The 16,658-nt window shown below is 72.6% G+C and carries 15 protein-coding genes; 10 read left to right on the top strand and 5 right to left on the bottom strand.

The features are described 5' to 3' along the window. Positions 1–528: a DUF1772 domain-containing protein gene (locus tag ADK55_RS19885; protein ID WP_053680581.1), complete on the top strand. Its 528-nt coding sequence runs from the start codon at positions 1–3 to the stop codon at positions 526–528. Between the two features lie 46 nt (positions 529–574). Here ADK55_RS19885 and ADK55_RS19880 read toward each other — a convergent pair whose 3' ends face one another. After that, positions 575–1,066, bottom strand: coding sequence for a DUF1772 domain-containing protein (locus ADK55_RS19880; protein WP_053680616.1), 492 nt, complete (start codon positions 1,064–1,066; stop codon positions 575–577). Between the two features lie 197 nt (positions 1,067–1,263). On the opposite strand from ADK55_RS19880, the gene gdhA reads away from it, so the two are divergent. The 3 genes from gdhA to ADK55_RS19865 all read left to right on the top strand — a co-directional run bounded on the left by gdhA (position 1,264) and on the right by ADK55_RS19865 (position 5,046). Then, positions 1,264–2,619, top strand: coding sequence for an NADP-specific glutamate dehydrogenase (gene gdhA, locus ADK55_RS19875; RefSeq protein ID WP_199826574.1), 1,356 nt, complete (start codon positions 1,264–1,266; stop codon positions 2,617–2,619). Between the two features lie 169 nt (positions 2,620–2,788). Next, entirely contained in the window at positions 2,789–4,147 is a 1,359-nt protein-coding gene (locus ADK55_RS19870; RefSeq protein WP_053680578.1) for an AMP-binding protein, read from the top strand. Continuing rightward, positions 4,144–5,046: a thioesterase II family protein gene (locus ADK55_RS19865; RefSeq protein WP_078999171.1), complete on the top strand. Its 903-nt coding sequence runs from the start codon at positions 4,144–4,146 to the stop codon at positions 5,044–5,046. Before ADK55_RS19870 ends, ADK55_RS19865 begins: the two co-directional genes overlap by 4 nt. Positions 5,047–5,184: 138 nt before the next feature. Here ADK55_RS19865 and ADK55_RS19860 read toward each other — a convergent pair whose 3' ends face one another. Next, entirely contained in the window at positions 5,185–5,592 is a 408-nt protein-coding gene (locus ADK55_RS19860) for a MarR family transcriptional regulator (protein WP_053680613.1), read from the bottom strand. A 169-nt stretch (positions 5,593–5,761) separates the two neighbouring features. Between ADK55_RS19860 and ADK55_RS19855 the strand changes: the two genes are divergently transcribed. The 6 genes from ADK55_RS19855 to ADK55_RS19835 all read left to right on the top strand — a co-directional run bounded on the left by ADK55_RS19855 (position 5,762) and on the right by ADK55_RS19835 (position 10,800). After that, a complete protein-coding gene (locus ADK55_RS19855) occupies positions 5,762–6,604 on the top strand; it encodes an alpha/beta fold hydrolase (RefSeq protein WP_053680576.1) in 843 nt (280 codons plus the stop codon). Positions 6,605–6,711: 107 nt separating this feature from the next. After that, positions 6,712–7,635, top strand: coding sequence for a DMT family transporter (locus tag ADK55_RS19850; RefSeq protein WP_053680574.1), 924 nt, complete (start codon positions 6,712–6,714; stop codon positions 7,633–7,635). Positions 7,636–7,731: 96 nt separating this feature from the next. After that, positions 7,732–8,079, top strand: coding sequence for a DoxX family protein (locus tag ADK55_RS19845; RefSeq protein ID WP_053680572.1), 348 nt, complete (start codon positions 7,732–7,734; stop codon positions 8,077–8,079). Positions 8,080–8,174: 95 nt separating this feature from the next. Then, positions 8,175–9,104 (top strand): isocitrate lyase/PEP mutase family protein, encoded by a 930-nt coding sequence (locus ADK55_RS19840; protein ID WP_078999169.1) that lies wholly within the window; start codon positions 8,175–8,177, stop codon positions 9,102–9,104. Positions 9,105–9,206: 102 nt separating this feature from the next. Further along, complete coding sequence (locus ADK55_RS38680; RefSeq protein WP_159041484.1) at positions 9,207–9,470, top strand: hypothetical protein; 264 nt, start codon at positions 9,207–9,209, stop codon at positions 9,468–9,470. A gap of 253 nt (positions 9,471–9,723) precedes the next feature. Next, positions 9,724–10,800: a saccharopine dehydrogenase gene (locus tag ADK55_RS19835; protein WP_053680570.1), complete on the top strand. Its 1,077-nt coding sequence runs from the start codon at positions 9,724–9,726 to the stop codon at positions 10,798–10,800. Positions 10,801–10,946: 146 nt separating this feature from the next. Here the strand turns inward: ADK55_RS19835 and ADK55_RS37815 are convergent, their stop codons facing one another. The 3 genes from ADK55_RS37815 to ADK55_RS19820 all read right to left on the bottom strand — a co-directional run bounded on the left by ADK55_RS37815 (position 10,947) and on the right by ADK55_RS19820 (position 16,651). Continuing rightward, the gene (locus ADK55_RS37815; protein WP_053680568.1) at positions 10,947–11,132 is read right to left on the bottom strand and encodes a hypothetical protein; all 186 of its coding nucleotides are present in this window, start codon (positions 11,130–11,132) and stop codon (positions 10,947–10,949) included. 201 nt (positions 11,133–11,333) lie between these two features. Then, complete coding sequence (locus tag ADK55_RS19825; RefSeq protein ID WP_053680566.1) at positions 11,334–14,327, bottom strand: NHLP bacteriocin export ABC transporter permease/ATPase subunit; 2,994 nt, start codon at positions 14,325–14,327, stop codon at positions 11,334–11,336. Beyond that, positions 14,324–16,651: an NHLP family bacteriocin export ABC transporter peptidase/permease/ATPase subunit gene (locus ADK55_RS19820; protein ID WP_053680564.1), complete on the bottom strand. Its 2,328-nt coding sequence runs from the start codon at positions 16,649–16,651 to the stop codon at positions 14,324–14,326. Before ADK55_RS19820 ends, ADK55_RS19825 begins: the two co-directional genes overlap by 4 nt. Positions 16,652–16,658: the final 7 nt, after the last annotated feature.

The following is a 16,658-nucleotide window of genomic DNA, read 5'->3' as shown; positions in this document are numbered from 1 at the left end:
ATGACACTGAATCCGGCCGGCGCCACCCGCGTGTCCACGGCTCTTCTCGCGCTCTCGACCGTGCTCGTGGGCCTGATGGCCGGCTTGTTCCTCGCCTTCGACGTCTCGGTGATGCCCGGCCTCGCGGACGGCGACAACCGTACGTACGTGAGCGCCATGCGCTCCTTCAACGCGGCGATCGACGGCAGCGGCCTCTTCGTCACCGTGTTCCTGCTCGCCCTGGTGGCCGCCGTGGCCTCCGCGATCATCGAGTTCCGCGCGGGCCGGCGCGGAACCGCCCTGTGGGTCGCTTCGGCAGCCGTCGCCTACCTCGTCGTCCTGGTCATCACCTTCGCGGTGAACATCCCGCTGAACAACGACCTGGCCGCCGGTGGCGACGTGGCGAAACTGACCGACTTCTCGATCGTGGACGAGTTCAAGGGCACCTGGGTCACCACGAACATCATCCGCACCCTGCTGTGCACGGCCGCGCTCACCGCGCTCACCCGCGCGCTGATCCTGTACGGCCGGGCCACCACGACCCGCTGACCAGCGGCCGGTGGCCGCCGGCGACCCTTCGCCGGGCGCCCGGCCGTCAGGCGCCCTGGACGAGCAGCGCCCAGGCCAGGAACCCGGCGCTCGCCGTGCACAGCAGCGTGCGCCACACGTTGGCCCGTACCCACGGGCTCTCGAACGCGCGGCGAACGGCGGCCGGGTCGGCGATCCGATCGACCGGGCCGGCCTTCTCCAACGCGTTGTTCAGCGGAATGTTCACCACACCCGTCACGACCATCGCCAGGACGTAGCAGACGAACGCCGCGATCAGCGGCACCAGCGCGCCATCAGGGCCGTCCACCACGTGCAGGCCCAGCGCCAGCCCGGTGAAGACCAGGGCGCCGAGATAGCCCAGCAGGAACCAGCCGTTGAGGATGGCGACGTTGACGCGTTGCATGACCTCGATGACGATCCGATCGTCGCTGCGCTCGAGAGCCGGCATGACGGACACGGAGAACCCGTAGAAGAGGCCGCTCATCAGCCCCACCGTGATCATCGCCGCGATCAGTGACGCGAACCGTACCGTTTCCACGCAGGCCCCCCGGTCGTGTGGCTCGTCCGATGTGCGGCCGATCATACGGTCCACGTCACACCGTGCCCCAGGGAATTCCCGCGAGCCCGAGGACTTGTCCGATCAGCTCAAGCCCTGCCTGACCTCGTCCGGACGCGGGGTACGCTCCGGCTCCCGGCCCCGCACGGCCACCAGCGACTCCCGAGAGGATCACTTTCGTGAAGGACCACAAGGACAGGCTGGACGCGCTCCGGGCCGACATCGAGCGCCGCAATCCCGCCCAGCCCGAGTTCCACCAGGCCGTACGCGAAGTACTGGACACCCTGGCCCCGGTGTTCGCCGCCCGATCCGAGTACGCCGACCCGGCGGTGGCTCTGGTCGAGCGGCTGACCGAGCCCGAGCGGCAGATCCTCTTCCGCGTGCCGTGGCAGGACGACCGGGGCCGCGTCCACGTCAACCGCGGCTTCCGAGTCGAGTTCAACAGCGCGCTGGGCCCCTACAAGGGCGGCCTGCGCTTCCACCCGTCGGTGGACATCGGCGTGGTGAAGTTCCTCGGCTTCGAGCAGGTCTTCAAGAACGCCCTCACCGGTCTCGGCATCGGCGGCGGCAAGGGCGGCAGCGACTTCGACCCGCACGGCAAGTCCGACGCCGAGGTCATGCGCTTCTGCCAGTCCTTCATGACCGAACTCCACCGCCACATCGGCGAGCACACCGACGTCCCCGCGGGTGACATCGGCGTCGGCGGCCGCGAGATCGGCTTCCTGTTCGGCCAGTACCGGCGCATCACCAACCGCTGGGAAGCCGGCGTGCTCACCGGCAAGGGCAAGGGCTGGGGCGGCTCGCTGATCCGCCCCGAGGCCACCGGATACGGCAACGTGCTGTTCGCCGCCGAGATGCTCGCCGTGCGGGGCGCCTCCCTCGACGGCCTGACCGCCGTGGTCTCCGGCTCCGGCAACGTCGCCCTGTACACGATCGAGAAGCTCCGGCAGCTCGGCGCCAACCCCGTCACCGCCTCCGACTCGCAGGGCTACGTCGTCGACGAGAAGGGCATCGACCTGGAGCTGCTGCGCCAGATCAAGGAGGTCGAACGCGGCCGGGTCAGCGAGTACGCCCAGCGACGCGGCGCCTCGGCCCGCTTCGTCCCCGGCGGCCGGGTCTGGGAGGTCCCGGCGGACGTCGCCTTCCCGTCGGCGACCCAGAACGAACTGACGGAGGCGGACGCGCTGACCCTGGTGCGCGGCGGCGTCCAGGCGGTCTCCGAGGGCGCCAACATGCCCACCACCCCGGAGGGCGTGCGCGTCCTCCAGCAGGCGGGCGTGGCCTTCGGTCCCGGCAAGGCCGCGAACGCGGGCGGAGTCGCGGTGAGCGCCCTGGAGATGGCGCAGAACGCCGGCCGGGTGTCCTGGAGCGCGGAGCACGTCGAGAGCGAACTGGCGGGCATCATGCGCTCGATCCACGCCGTCGCCCACGAAACAGCCGAGCGGTACGGCGCCCCCGGCGACTACGTGACGGGTGCGAACATCGCCGGCTTTGAGCGCGTCGCCGACGCGATGCTGGCCCAGGGCGTGATCTGAGCCCACCCGCGCCGCACCGCACCGCACCGCGCCGCACCGCGCCGTCGCGGCTCCCTCGGGGGCCGCGACGGCGCGGGCCGCTCACGCACGCAACCCCTCGCCACCGACCGGCGATCGGACCCGTAGCCTGACCCTGCCACCATCCATCGGATCACCAGGGAGCTGCCGCGTGCTCACCGCACTGGACGGCGTGTACGGAGACCGCCCCGACGCCCTCACCGTCGCCGGCCGCGCCACCTCCTACGAGGAACTGCTCGGCGCGGCCTCCGCCGTGGCCCGCGACATCACCGCCGGCGGCGCACCGGCCGTCGCCGTGACGGCCACCGCCTCCCTGGAGACCGTCGCTGCCACCGTGGGCGCGCTGCTCGCCGGGGTACCCCTCGTACCGCTGCCCCCCGACGCCGGCCACGCCGAACGCGAGCACATCCTCCGGGACTCCGGCGCCGCGCTCCTCGACGTGGACTACACCCGCCGCGCCGACGCCCCCGTCACGCCCGCTGCCGGGCCGACCGACCCCGCCCTGATCCTCTACACGTCCGGCACCACCGGACCCCCCAAGGGCGTGGTCCTCACGGCCGCCGCCATCGCCGCCGACCTCGACGCCCTCGCCGAGGCCTGGCAGTGGACCGCCGAGGACACCCTCGTGCACGGCCTGCCCCTCTTCCACGTACACGGACTCGTCCTCGGGGTCCTCGGCGCACTGCGCACCGGCAGCCGGCTCGTGCACACCGGCCGCCCCACCCCCGAGGCCTACGCGCAGGCCGCCGGCAGCCTGTACTTCGGAGTCCCCACCGTCTGGTCCCGGATCGCCGGCTCCCCGGCCGAGGCCGCCGCGCTCTCCCGCGCCCGGCTCCTCGTCTCCGGCAGCGCCGCCCTGCCCGCACCGGTCTTCCGGGACCTGGAGGCCCTGACCGGCCTGCGCCCGGTGGAGCGCTACGGAATGACCGAGACCCTGATCACCGTCAGCGGCCGGGCCGGCGGAGACGTCCGACCCGGTACGGTCGGCACCCCGCTGCGCGGCATCCGCACCCGTATCGCCGCCGAACCGGGTGCCGAGATCGGGGAACTCCAGCTCACCGGGCCGACACTGTTCTCCGGATACCTGGGCCGCCCCGAGGCGACGGCCGCCGCGTACACCGAGGACGGGTGGTTCCGCACCGGCGACATCGCCGCCGTCGACGAGACCGACGGGGTCCACCGCATCGTGGGCCGGGCCTCCATCGACCTGATCAAATCCGGCGGGTACCGCATCGGCGCGGGTGAGATCGAGAACGCCCTCCTCGACCATCCCCGGGTCAGCGAGGCGGCCGTGGTCGGGCTGCCGGACGCGGACCTCGGCCAACGGATCGTGGCCTTCGTCGTCGCGCAGGACGTCACCGGCACGGAACTCACCGACTTCGTCGCCGCGCACCTGTCGGTGCACAAACGCCCCCGCGAGGTCCGCTTCGTGACCGCCATCCCGCGCAACGCCATGGGCAAGCCGCAGAAGAAGCTGCTGCTGACGAACGACTCGGAGGACCGGCGATGACGACTCCCCCTCCCCCTTCCGTCCCCGCGCCCGGCCCTGTTGCCGCGTCCGGCCCCGTTGCCACGCCAGGTCCCGTTCCCGCGCCCGCTCCGGATGTCGTCGTCGCGCCCGTTCTCGACCGCAGGACCGGTTCGCCCTGGCTGCGCCGTTTCCACCCCGAGCCGTCTTCCGGTTCCGCGCCGACCCTCGTGTTCCTTCCGCACGCGGGCGGCGGCGCCGCCTACTACCACCCGTTCTCCGCGGCCCTGGCCCCGTGTGCCGAGGTGCTCGTCGCCCAGTACCCCGGGCGCCAGGAGCGCATCGGCGAGCCGGTTCCGGGCAGCATCGACGCGATGGTCGACGGGCTGCTGGAGGCGCTGAGGCCGTGGCGGGAGCGGCCGTTGGTGCTGTTCGGACACAGCATGGGCGCCCTCATCGCCTACGAGTTGACGCGCCGCTTGGAGAACGCGGGCACGGCCCCCCGCGGTGTGATCCTGTCCGGACGTCGCTCGCCGCTGATCGAGCGCTCCGAGGGCGTCGACCCGCGGGACGACGACGCGCTGATCGCCCTGGTGAGCGAACTCGCCGGCACCGACGCCAGACTCCTGGCCAATCCGGACTTCCGCGAGCTGATCCTGCCGGCGCTGCGCGGCGACTACCACGCCGTGGAGACCCATCGGCACGTGCCCGGACCGGTGTTGCGCGCCCCGATGAGCGTGTTGACCGGTGAGTCCGACCCCCGGGTAGGCGTGTCCGAGGCCATGGCCTGGCGGGAGTTGACCACGGGGGCCTTCACCTTCCGCGGCTTCCCCGGCGGGCACTTCTACCTGAACGAGCAGCGGGACGCGGTGTCCCGGGCTGTCGCCGAGGACCTGGCGGCGTTCACGACCCTGGCGGGGCGGTCCGGGCCGGCGGGGTGAGGTGACGTGAGGTGACGTCGACGGGGTGAGGTGTCGACGGGTGAGGCGGCGCCGAGGGGGTGCGCCCGCGCCGACGGGGTGCGCCCGCGCCGACGGGGTGCGCCGGCGCGGGGGAGTGAGGCGCTGCCGGCGGCGTCCTCAGGGGCGTACCAGATGGCGGGCCAGTACCTCCAGGGCCTCGGTGACCGTCGGCAGCCGTTCCGCCTCCGCCTCTCCGAGCGTCCGGGCGAGGGCCTCCTCGACCTTGGAGGCGCCGGCGGCCCGCACGGCGGCCACACGCGCGGAGACCTCGGGGGACTGGCGTACGAGCGTGCGCCGGCGATCGGCCGGATCGGGCGCGGTCTCCACCGATCCCACCTCGCGCAACCGGGCCACGGCACCCGACACCTGGCTCTGCGGCAGGCCCGTGCGCAGCGCGGTCTCGCCGACGGTGGTGTCCGGATGCGCGGCGATGTCCCCTGCCACGATCACCACCGAGCGGGTGCTGCCGGCGTACTGACCGGATCCGCCCGGGGGCTCGGGCAGGGCTTCCTCGCCGAGCTTCATCAAGGCCCGGCCCAGCAGGAACAGTTCGATTCCATCCACCGGGCCCACGGTACATCACGATCGATGCATCGAGGAGGATGCATCTCTCTTGATGTATCTGTTTCGATGGATTAGGCTGATCGCAGAGCAGCGGACGAAGGTCCGTGTCGATCGAAGCGGAGGAGTCACCATGTCCACCCTGAACGCCACCCTCGCAGCTCCCGGCTGCACCCTTCACTACCAACTCCGCGGCACCGGGCCACTGTTGTTGATCTCCCAGAGCGGTGAGGGGGACGCCGACCGCACCGTGGACCTGGTGTCGCACCTCGAAGACGCCTTCACCGTCCTGACCTACGACCGCCGGGGCCTCTCCCGCAGTCGGCTCGACGAACCCGGCCGGACGACGACCCTGGCCGAGCACGCCGAGGACGTGCACCGGCTGCTGACCGCCGTCAGCGACGAACCCGCCCTGATGCTGGGGTGCAGCCTCGGCGCGACCATCGGCCTCCACCTGGCAACCCGACACCCGGGCCGAGTGGACACCCTCATCGCCCACGAGCCGGTCGCCCCGCGCCTGCTGCCGGCCGCCGACCGGGCCGACCACGAAGCGGAGTTGGCAGGGTTACAAGAGGTCTACCGCTCATCCGGGCTTGGCGTCGCGCTCCCCGAGATCGCCCGGGTCCTGGGCATCGACCCGACCCGCCAGGAAGTCGAACCGGATGTGACCCCCGAGCCTCTGGACGACCGCCGCCGCGCCAACTTCGACTACTTCGTCGAGCACGACTTCTCGGCGATCATCGAGGACACCCTCGACCTCTCCGCGCTCGCCCGCACCACGACCCGGATCGTCCCGGCCATCGGCGCGACCACCTCGGCATCGGTCTTCGACCACCGGTGCGCGACCGCCCTGGCGGACCTCCTCGACACCGCGATATGCACCTTCCCGGGAGGCCACAACGGCAACACCACCCGCCCCCGCGCCTACGCGGCCCGCCTGCGGAGCCTGCTCACCGCCCCCGCCCACCGTTCCTGAGCGGGAGCGGGCGGAGCCTTCCCGCCTCAGCCCTCCCGCCTCAGCCCTCGCCGCAGTCCTCGGAAATGGCCTGGGCAGTGTCCTCGACCCGTCGGTAGTTTGCTCGCATGGACCACCACACGGCCGGGGATACCGGACCAGATCATCGCGCTCTCGTCGCGGCAGGAATCACCGTCGTGCTCTGGGCGTCCGCATTCGTCTCCATCCGCGCGTCAGCCGAGCACTTCGGACCCGGGGCACTGGCCCTCGGGCGGCTCCTCACCGCCTCGATCGCGCTCGGCCTCGTACTGATCGTCAAACGGGTGCCGCCACCGCCGCGCCAGGCCTGGCCCGGGATCGTGGGGTCCGGAGTGCTGTGGTTCGGGGTGTACATGGTCGCGCTGAACTGGGGCGAGCAGGGCGTCGACGCCGGCACCGCCGCGATGATCGTGAACATCGGCCCCATCGTGATCGCCCTGCTCAGCGGATGGATGCTGAAGGAAGGGTTCCCCCCGATGCTGTTGGCGGGCATGGCCGTCTCCTTCGTGGGCGCGGTCGTGGTGGGAGTGTCCACCTCCAACGGCGGCTCCTCCTCCCTCACCGGCGTACTGCTCTGCCTGCTCGCCGCCCTCACCTACGGGGCCGGCGTGGTCCTCCAGAAACCCGCCCTGGCCCACGCGACCCCGCTTCAGGTGACGACGTACGGCTGCTTCGTCGGTACCGCCGTGACCCTGCCGTTCATCGGGCAGCTCGTCGACCAACTGCCCGACGCCCCGCTCACCGCCACCTTCAACATGGTCTATCTGGGGCTCTTCCCGACCGCGCTGGCCTTCACCACCTGGTCCTACGCCCTGTCGCGGACCACCGCCGGGAAGATGGGCGCGACCACCTACGCGGTGCCGGCCGTCGTGGTGTTCATCGCCTGGATCGCCCTCGACGAGGTCCCCGGGTGGCTGACCCTGCTGGGTGGCGCGATCTGCCTGGCCGGTGTGGCCGTGTCCCGCAGGCGGCGGGTCGAAGCGCTCCCCGGGGGCGCGCCCTCGACGAAATGAGAACACTTTCTCCCGAGACCTGTCACACCGGTGGCACGCGGCGGGTCAAGGGGGTGAGGTCGCCGCAGGGGCGATCACCTGAGAAGGAGCTTCCCGATGAACACCGCCGCCACCATCGTCGCCGTCCTCGCCGCCGCCATGTCGGGCTTCTCGGGCTACTCGCTGCTCTCGCGGGCCAAGTGGGTCGTCGAGGCGATGAACGAGTACCGCGTGCCCCAGGCCTGGTGGACGCCCCTCGGCGCCGCCAAGGCCCTGGGCGCGGCAGGCCTCGTCGTCGGGATCTTCCTCCCCGTGGTCGGCATCGCGGCCGGCATCGGCCTGGTGCTGTACTACCTCGGCGCCGTCATCACCGTGATCAAGGCCCGTTCGTACGCGCACATCCCCTTCCCGGTCATCTACATGGCCCCGGTCGTCGGCGCCTTCGCCCTCGGCTTCGCGCTCTGAGCGACGCGCGGAAGCGATTCTCAGAGCAACTCGCCCGGTTGGTCGGTACGTTGGACCGATCCGACCACCGGACGACGGACATCCAGCGAGGACCCATGAACCGCACCACCACAGCCGCCCGACACGCGCGCGCCGTCGCCTTTCGGGATCTGCACGCCGCCGACCGGCCGTTCGTCGTCCCCAATCCCTGGGACGCGGGCACCGCACGCATCCTGGCGGGCCTCGGCTTCGCGGCACTCGCCACCACCGGCGCCGGCCTCGCCCACAGCCTCGGCCGCCCCGACGGCACGAACCAGATCAGCCGCGCCGAACTCCTCGCCAACGCGGCCGTGATCGTCGAGGCCAGTGGCCTGCCGGTCACCGCCGACCTGGAGAGCGGCTTCGGGGAGCGGCCCGAGGACATCGCCGAGACCATCCGCCTCGCCGCGGCCGCCGGCCTCGTCGGCGGCTCCATCGAGGACTCCACGGGCCGCGACGAGGACCCCGTGCGACCGCTCGACGAGGCGGTGGAACGGGTGGCGGCCGCCGTGGAGGCGGCGAAGGAACTGGACTTCCCCTTCACCGTCACCGCCCGCGCCGAGAACTTCTTCCAGGGCCGCCCCGACCTCGACGACACGATCCGCCGCCTCCGGGCGTACGAGGCCGCCGGCGCCCACGTCCTCTACGCCCCGGCCCTGCCCGACGCCGAAGCGATCCGTGCCGTCTGCTCCGCCGTTGACCGGCCCGTGAACGTCCTCATGGGCGGCGCCCTGAAGCTGTCCGTCGCCGAACTCGGAGCCCTCGGAGTCCGCCGGATCAGCACCGGCTCCGCCCTCTCCCGCGCGGCCCTCGGCGCGTTCACCCGGGCCGCCCGGGAAATCGCCGGGTCCGGCACGTTCGACTTCGGCGCGGACGCCATCCCGTACGCCGAGGCCAACGCACTCCTGACCCCGCCCACGACACCCGCGACCTCCGCCGGCCGGGCGTCCGCCGTCACGCACCCCGGCGCCCCGGCGTCACCTGTCACGCCCGGCCGGGGAGCGTGAGGTGAGCGCCACCACGCCGATCGACGCGGTCCGACCGGCGGACCCCTACCCGTACCACGCACGCCTGGTGGCCGAACGCCCTTCGCCCACGACGGCCGTGCGGTGGAGAGCGGGCAGCAGATCCTGGTCCTCCTCGCCGCCGCGAACCGTGACCCGGCCGTCAACCCGGATCCACACGAGCTATCACCCGGAAGAGTGAATCCGATGATCTTCACCTTCGGTGCGTCGTCCCACCGCTGCCCGGGAGAAGCCCTCGCCTCGACCCTCGCCGCCGCCATCGTGACGGAACTCCGCACGGCAGGCTTGTCGTCCACGGACACCCCGACCTACCGCCCCCTGGCCAATGCCCGCATCCCGCACCTCTGACCCGCTCACGGGGCCCGCCCCGGATCCCGCACCTCGAACACCGAAGCGGCCGGGGCCGACTCGCCGGCGGGGACGGATCCGACCGGGTGGCGCGTTACGGGCACCGCAGGCCGGGTCGGGACGGGGGACAGGCGGCACCGGAGACACCAGTGACAGCGGTGGCGCCGGCGGCACCGGTGGGGACCGTACCGCCCGGCGCGCACCACGGCCGGGCGTCTGCCAACCGCACGCCCCCAGACAGGAATGACCCCTCATGTCGAAGACCCCGCACCTCTGGATGCGGCACGAGTCCCGCCCCACCGAGCGCCGCGCCCCCCTCACCCCCTCCGACGCCGGACAGCTCGTCCGGGCCGGCCTCCGGATCACCGTCGAGGCCTCGGAACAGCGCGTGTTCCCCCTCGCCGACTACGCCGCGGCCGGCTGCGACACCGCACCCACCGCCTCCTGGCTCACGGCCCCCGACGACGCCTACGTCCTCGGCCTGAAGGAACTTCCCGCCGGCCCCGGCGCCCCCGTCCTGCGCCACCGGCACATCTACTTCGGCCACGCCTACAAGGGTCAGGCCGGCGCTGCCGAGTTGCTCGCCCGCTTCACCGCCGGCGGCGGCGCCCTGCTCGACATGGAGTACCTCATCGACGAGGCCGGCCGCCGTGTCGCGGCGTTCGGCTACTGGGCCGGGTACGTCGGAGCGGCCCTCGCCGTCCTGCACCGCCGCGGGCTGCTCACCGCACCCCTGCGGCCGACCGACCGCCCCGCCCTCGACGCACTGCTGGCCTCCGGCGCGGGAGCACCCGGTACCGGCGCGGACGGCACCGCACTCGTGATCGGCGCGCTCGGCCGCAGCGGACGCGGCGCCTGCGACGCGTTGACCACCGCCGGCATCGAGCCGACCCGCTGGGACCTCGCCGAGACCCGCGAGATCGACCGCGCCGCGCTCATCGGCCACGACCTGATGGTCAACACCGTGCTCACCACCACTCCAGTCCCGCCGTTCCTCACCAAGGCAGACCTCGACGACCCGGGCCGGCGCCTCTCCCTCGTCTCCGACGTCACCTGCGACGTCACCTCCGACTGCAACGTGCTGCCGGTGTACGACGAGACCACCACCTGGGAGGAGCCGGTACGCGCACTCACCGCGGGCGGCGCACCCCTCGACCTGATCGCCATCGACAACCTGCCCTCCCTCCTGCCCAGCGAGGCCACCCTCGCCTTCTCCGCCGAACTCGCCCCGCAGTTGCGGCGCCTGGCGGACTGGGACGGGGTGTGGGCCCGCGCCCTGGACACCTTCGAGACGGCGGTCAGCGCCCAGGACGACCTTCTCGCTCGCTGACGTGTCCCGCCGGCGTGCCCCGGGGCGGGGGTACGCCGGACGGCGATCCACCGCGGGCCGCGACCGGCCTCCGCCCCACCCGCACCCCGGAAGCCGAAAGGGGTGCGGATCTTGAAGTGCGCCCGTCAGCCGTGTCAGCCGCCGCTTCAGCCGCGGGTGGCGCGGCGGCGGCCGAAGGCGAACCAGAGGCCCAGCAGCACCCCGCCGCCGACGGCGACGGCGGTGGCGGCCGTGCCGGAGGCGAGGCTCGCGGTGACGACGACGGCCATCGCGTACGCCACGGGCAGCAGCACGTTCAGGTTGGTGGCGGCAGTCTTCGGACCTTGTGACATGGGTGGGTCCCCCTACTCGGTGGATCGGTCGTACCCGTCCGCACGCCATGTGCGCGGCGGGCGGGTTGGTCGTGGGGTGCATCGTTTGCGGAAGGATCATCTCACCTGACGGCGGATGCCGTGAGCGGTCGGGCGAGGGGAGCGTCGCACCTCCCGTCCGCGACCGCCACCCGAACTCACATTCCGTCATATCACTTGCCTTCACGGCGTGTTCGCGGCGTCGGACATCTGTGGGCCCGCCAGCCGGGCGAAGAGTCCGTCCGCGTCCGCCATGAGCTCTTCGTACGTGCCCTGCTGGACGACCCGGCCCCGGTCCATGACCACGATGCGGTCCGCGTCGACCACGGTGGACAGCCGGTGCGCGATGACGATCCGGGTGGCGTTCAAGCGGCGCGTGCTCTCGGCGACCAGTCCCTGCGTGGGATTGTCGAGGGCACTGGTCGCCTCGTCGAAGAAGACCAGGCGCGGCCGCGCCACCAGGGCGCGGGCGATCATGAGGCGCTGGCGCTGGCCGCCGGAGAGGGTGTTGGTGCCCTCGGAGAGCACGGTGTTCATGCTCATCGGCATGGCCCGGATGTCGTCGGCCAGGCCCGTCATCTCGGCCGCCGCCCAGGCGTCGTCGAGGGTGTGGCCGCCGGAACCGACGATGTTGGCGAGGATGTCGCCGGCCTGGAGCGCGCCGTTCTGCAGCACCACTCCGCACTGCCGGCGGACCGCGGAGACATCCAGCTCGGCGAGGTCCTGGCCGTCGTACAGCAGGCTGCCGGACATGGGGGTCTCGAAGCCGAGCAGCAGCCGCAGCAGGGTGGACTTGCCGCTGCCGGAAGCGCCGACGACGGCGATGAACTCACCCGGCATCACGGTGAGGCTGACGTCGTCGAGGACGAGCGGGCCGTCCTGGCCGTAGCGGAACGACAGGTGCGAGACGGCGATCCGGCCGGACAGGTCGCCGGGGTCGACCTTGGTGCCGTCGTTCTCCGGCTCCGCTTCGAGGATGGGCTTCAGCCGCTCCAGCATGGGAACGGTGCCGACGGCGGTCACGGCGGAGGCGGTGAACTGCAGGCCCGCCGAGAGCAGCAGGTTGAAGGCCGCGAAGAACGGCAGGAAGGTGGCGAGCGGAACCTCCCCGTGCAGGGGGCCCGCGGTCACCCCGAAGACGACCGCCGAACACACCAGCGGGAAGCCGGCGTTGAACGTCGTCACGCTGTTCTGCACCCGGCGGACGCGGGCGGACAGGGCGTGGCCGCGGGCGGCCAGCCGGGTCCACTCGGCGAAGGCCCGCTCCTCGGCGGCGGCCACCCGCAGCTTCGGCATGGCGGTGAGCATCTGGAAGACCATCGCGGACATCGCCTGCTCGTGCGTGTACTCGCGTCGCGCCCAACGCAGTTGGAGCCGCCCGGCCGCCGCGGCGAACAGCACGCCGACGGCCGTGAGACCGGCGGCGACCAGGGCCAGGGTCAGGTCGTACCAGAAGACGAGGGCCAGGTTGGCGAGGCCGGTCAGCAGGGCCAGCGTGGCCGTGGTGAGCATCCCCGAAAGGAGTTCCTGGGCGGCGGTGACACCGAGCACGGTGGTGCCCAGCTCACCGGTGGAGTAGCGGGTGAAGAACGCGGCCGGCAGGGACAGCAGCCGGTTCCACAGCCCGGCCTGCATGGCGGCGCCGGTGCGGCTCTCCAGCCGTAGGACGGCGAAGTTCTGTACGACGGACAGCGCGGCGGTCACCAGGCCCGAGCCGATGACGACCAGGGACCCCTGCACGATCAGGTTCCGGTTGGCGTCCGCCACGAACTCGCCGAGCACCTTGCCGGTCATGACCGGGATGATCAGACCGATCAGGGCGACGAGTGCGCCGGTGAGCGCGAGCCGGACCAGGTCCCGGCCGTGCCCCAGGGAGGGCGAAAGGCCGAACCTCAGCAGGCTGGGGACGTCGCGCACGGCCGCGGGCAGCGGCCGGTACAGCACGACGGCGGCGGGGCGCAGCCGGGCGGCCGTCTCGGCGTTGAGCACGCAGACCCGGCCGTCGTCGACGAGGACGTAGCCGTGGCCGAGGGGCAGCAGCGCGACGGGCCGGCCCGTGACGTGGTAGCCGAGCACCGGCCCCACGTCGCGGGTCCACCAGCGGTCCTCCAGCCGGATGCCCCGGGTGCGGAAGCCGGAGGCGAGGGCGATGGCCCGCAGGTCTTCGGCGGCGCTGCGGCGGCCCGGGCCGGGGCTTCGGACCGGGGGGCGGACCGAGAAGCCCTGCCGGGAGGCGACCAGCCGGACCGCGGCGAGCATCGGCTCGTCGTCGGCGACGTCCGCGAGCTTCAGGCGCGTGCCGGTGTCGTGCAGGACCGCGTCGAAGGTGCGGACGGCGGACGACAGGACCTTGCCGTCCTGGGCGCGGCGCGCGGCGAGTTCGGCGCGCTCACGGGCCCGCTGGACGGCGATGCGGTGGTCGACGGTGGTACGCAGCCGGGCGGAGTGCTCGGTCAGCGCGTCCGTCAGCCGGCCCTCCCGGTAGACGGAGAGGAGGGAGGCGGTGGTGAGGCGGGCGGCGCCGCGGGCCCGGACCCAGTCCTGCTCGGTCAGGACCAGCTCGGCGCCGGGGCCGACGGGCTCCAGCTCACTGGTGTCCTCCTCCCCGTCGAGGTCTGCGGCGGCGCCCTCGGTGGCCGGGTCGCCCGGGTCGAGGAGGCCGGACTCCACGCGGACGAACTGCACCCCGTCGACGGAGCGGGCCACGTCGCCCTTGTCGAGTTCGGTGCCGTCGGTGGTGCTCAGGGACGTGAACTGGCGGGGCGCGAGGGCGCCGGGCAGCGCGTCGGCGAGGGCGGTGAGCCCGGCGGTGAGGCCGGCGAGGAGCCGGGCGTGGTCGAGCGCGGCGGGACGGTCGCCGGCCGACCGGGGCAGCGTGGCCCGGCCCTGGCGGATCTGGTCGAGGACGGACAGCGGCAGCCGGGTGAGCCGGGCGTCGAGCACGGGCCGGGCGATGACGGTGTGGCGGCTCTCGCCGCCGGTGCCGCACACCACGAGCATGCCGGCCTCGGCGCGGCACAGGAAGTAGCGCCGGCCGTGCTCCTCGCCGCCGCCGCCGTCCGGTCCGCGGTCCACGGCGAACAGGTCGGCCGCGCCGGATTCCACGTACAGCAGGGTCGCGGGGTCGTCCAGGCAGACGGTCCGGGAGGCGGCGGCCGCGGCGGAGGGAGTGCTCACAGGGTGTCCTTCTCCTCGGAGCGGCTGGAGTCGAACAGGGCGGCGTAGCGGCCCTGGGCGGTCAGCAGTTCGTCGTGCGTGCCGCGTTCGGTGATGACGCCCCGGTCGAGCACGATGATCTCGTCGGCGTCGCGCACGGTCGAAAGCCGGTGGGCGATGATCAGGCAGGCGCAGCCGCGACGGCGCAGGTTGTCCATGACGGTGCGCTCGGTGGCCGGGTCGAGTGCGCTGGTGGCCTCGTCGAGGACGAGCAGGGTGGGGCGGGCGGCGAGCGCGCGGGCGAGTTCCAGGCGCTGGCGCTGGCCGCCGCTGAAGTTGCTGCCCTGTTCGCACACCTTGGCGTTGATGCCGCCGGGCCGGGACATGACCTCGTCGAAGACGGCGGCGTCCTGGAGGGCGGCGAGGACGACCTCGTCGGGCACGGTGTCGTCCCACAGGGTCAGGTTGTCGCGGACCGTGCCGGCGAAGAGCGCGACGTCCTGGTCGACGTAGGCCATGGAGGCGGCGAGGACGGTACGGGGGATCTCCTCGCGGGGCTGTCCGCTGATGAGGATCTGCCCCGAGCGCGGCTCGTACAGGCCGGTCACGAGCCGGCCCACGGTGGACTTGCCGCTGCCGGAGCCGCCGACGATCGCGGTGCGGGAACCGGGGGTGACGGTGAGGGTGAGTGAGGTGACGACGGGGTCGGAGAGCGGGCCGTAGCCGAAGGTGACGTCGTCCAGCACGAGTTCGCCGTCGAGCCGGTTCGTCGGTCCGCCGATTCGCCCGGGCCGGCCGGCGGGGGCGTCGTCCGTCAGGCCGTCCTTCCCGGATGCGCCGGGCTGGAAGCCTCGGGCCTGCGGGTACTTCTCCACGTCGTGGATGCGCTTGAGGTCGGCGTTCATTTCCTGGAGCCGGCTGCCCAGGTTGGTGAGCTGGGTGACGGGGCGGCTGAGGGCGGCGAGGAGGGTCTGGAAGGTGACGAGGATACCGACGCTGAGGGTGCCGTCGGCCACCCGCAGGCCGCCGACGAGCAGCATGACGCCGATGTTGACGACGGCCAGCAGGGGCGGCAGGACCGTCAGCACCGCGGTGGTCTGTCCGAGCCGCTGCTGGGCGGTGGTGACCTTGGCGAGGAAACCGGCCCAGCGGGTGAAGGCGTCGGGCTCGGCGCCGGTCGCCTTGACGGACTCGATGGTGGACAGGGTCGCGAACGTGGTGCCGATCAGGTTGCCGCGGTCGGCGCGCAGCGCGTCCACGGCGTCCTTGCGGGAGCGCGAGACCAGTTGCAGGACCAGCACGTTGAAGGCGGCGGTGGCCAGGCCCAGCAGGCCGAGCAGGACGTCGTAGCGGACCATCAGGCCGCCGTAGAAGACGACGAGCGCGATGTTGATGGTGGTCGCGGCGACGTCGCGCGAGAGGATCATCGCGACGGTGTCGTTGCTCGCGACGCGTCGGGCGACCTCGGCCGGGCGGCGCTGCAGGAAGAACTCGATGGGCAGCCGCAGTAGATGGCGGAAGAAGCGCGCCGACGCCACCAGTCCGGTACGGATCTCCATGCGCAGCAGGTAGTGCTGCTGCACGGAGGTGAGGACGAAGACCATCAGTGCGGTGACGGACATCGCCAGGATCAGTGGCAGCACGGCCGTGGGTGAGTCCGAGACGAGCACCCGGTCGAGGAACACCCGCGAGTAGGCGGCGCCGACGATGCCCGGCACCACCAGCAGCAGGCTGGCCAGCAGGACCAGGGGCAGGGCGCGCCCGGACGGCAGGCGCCGGTCCAGGAGGGCGGCGGCGGTGCTGCTGCGGCGGCCGCCGGGCGTGAAGTCGGGGCCGCGTTCGAAGGTGAGGACGACGCCGGTGTACCCGGAGTCGAACATGGACCACTCCATCAGGCGGGGGCCGCTCGCCGGGTCGTTGACGGCGACCTGGGTGCGTCCGAACCGGGTGGTGATGCCCTCGACCACCATGAAGTGCTGGAACGCCCAGAAGATGATGACGGGCCCGCTGCGGAGCTTCTCCTCCAACTGGTCGGTCTCCGCCTGGAAGCCCTTGGCGACGAGTCCGAACGAGCGGGCAGCGGCCAGCACGGAACTCGCACGGGCGCCGTCCCGGGAGACGCCGCACAGGGCGCGCAGCTCCTCCAGCGGGACGTGGCGCCCGTAGTGGGCGAGGATCATCGACAGACTGGCCGCGCCGCACTCCACCGATTCCATCTGCAGGACGGTGGGCACCCGGTGCGCGCGGCGCCGGGCCCAGCGGCGGCCCCGGGCCGCGGTGCGCCTGGTGCGGCGGGCGTCCCGGCGGGAGGCGGCCACGGGGGGTCGGGTTTTCGTGTCGCTCATGGCTGCC

The sequence above is a fragment of the Streptomyces sp. WM4235 genome (assembly GCF_001279725.1).
Classification (GTDB): domain Bacteria; phylum Actinomycetota; class Actinomycetes; order Streptomycetales; family Streptomycetaceae; genus Streptomyces.
The sequence above is the reverse complement of the archived record's forward strand: the minus strand, read 5'-3'. Positions and strand labels throughout refer to the sequence as shown.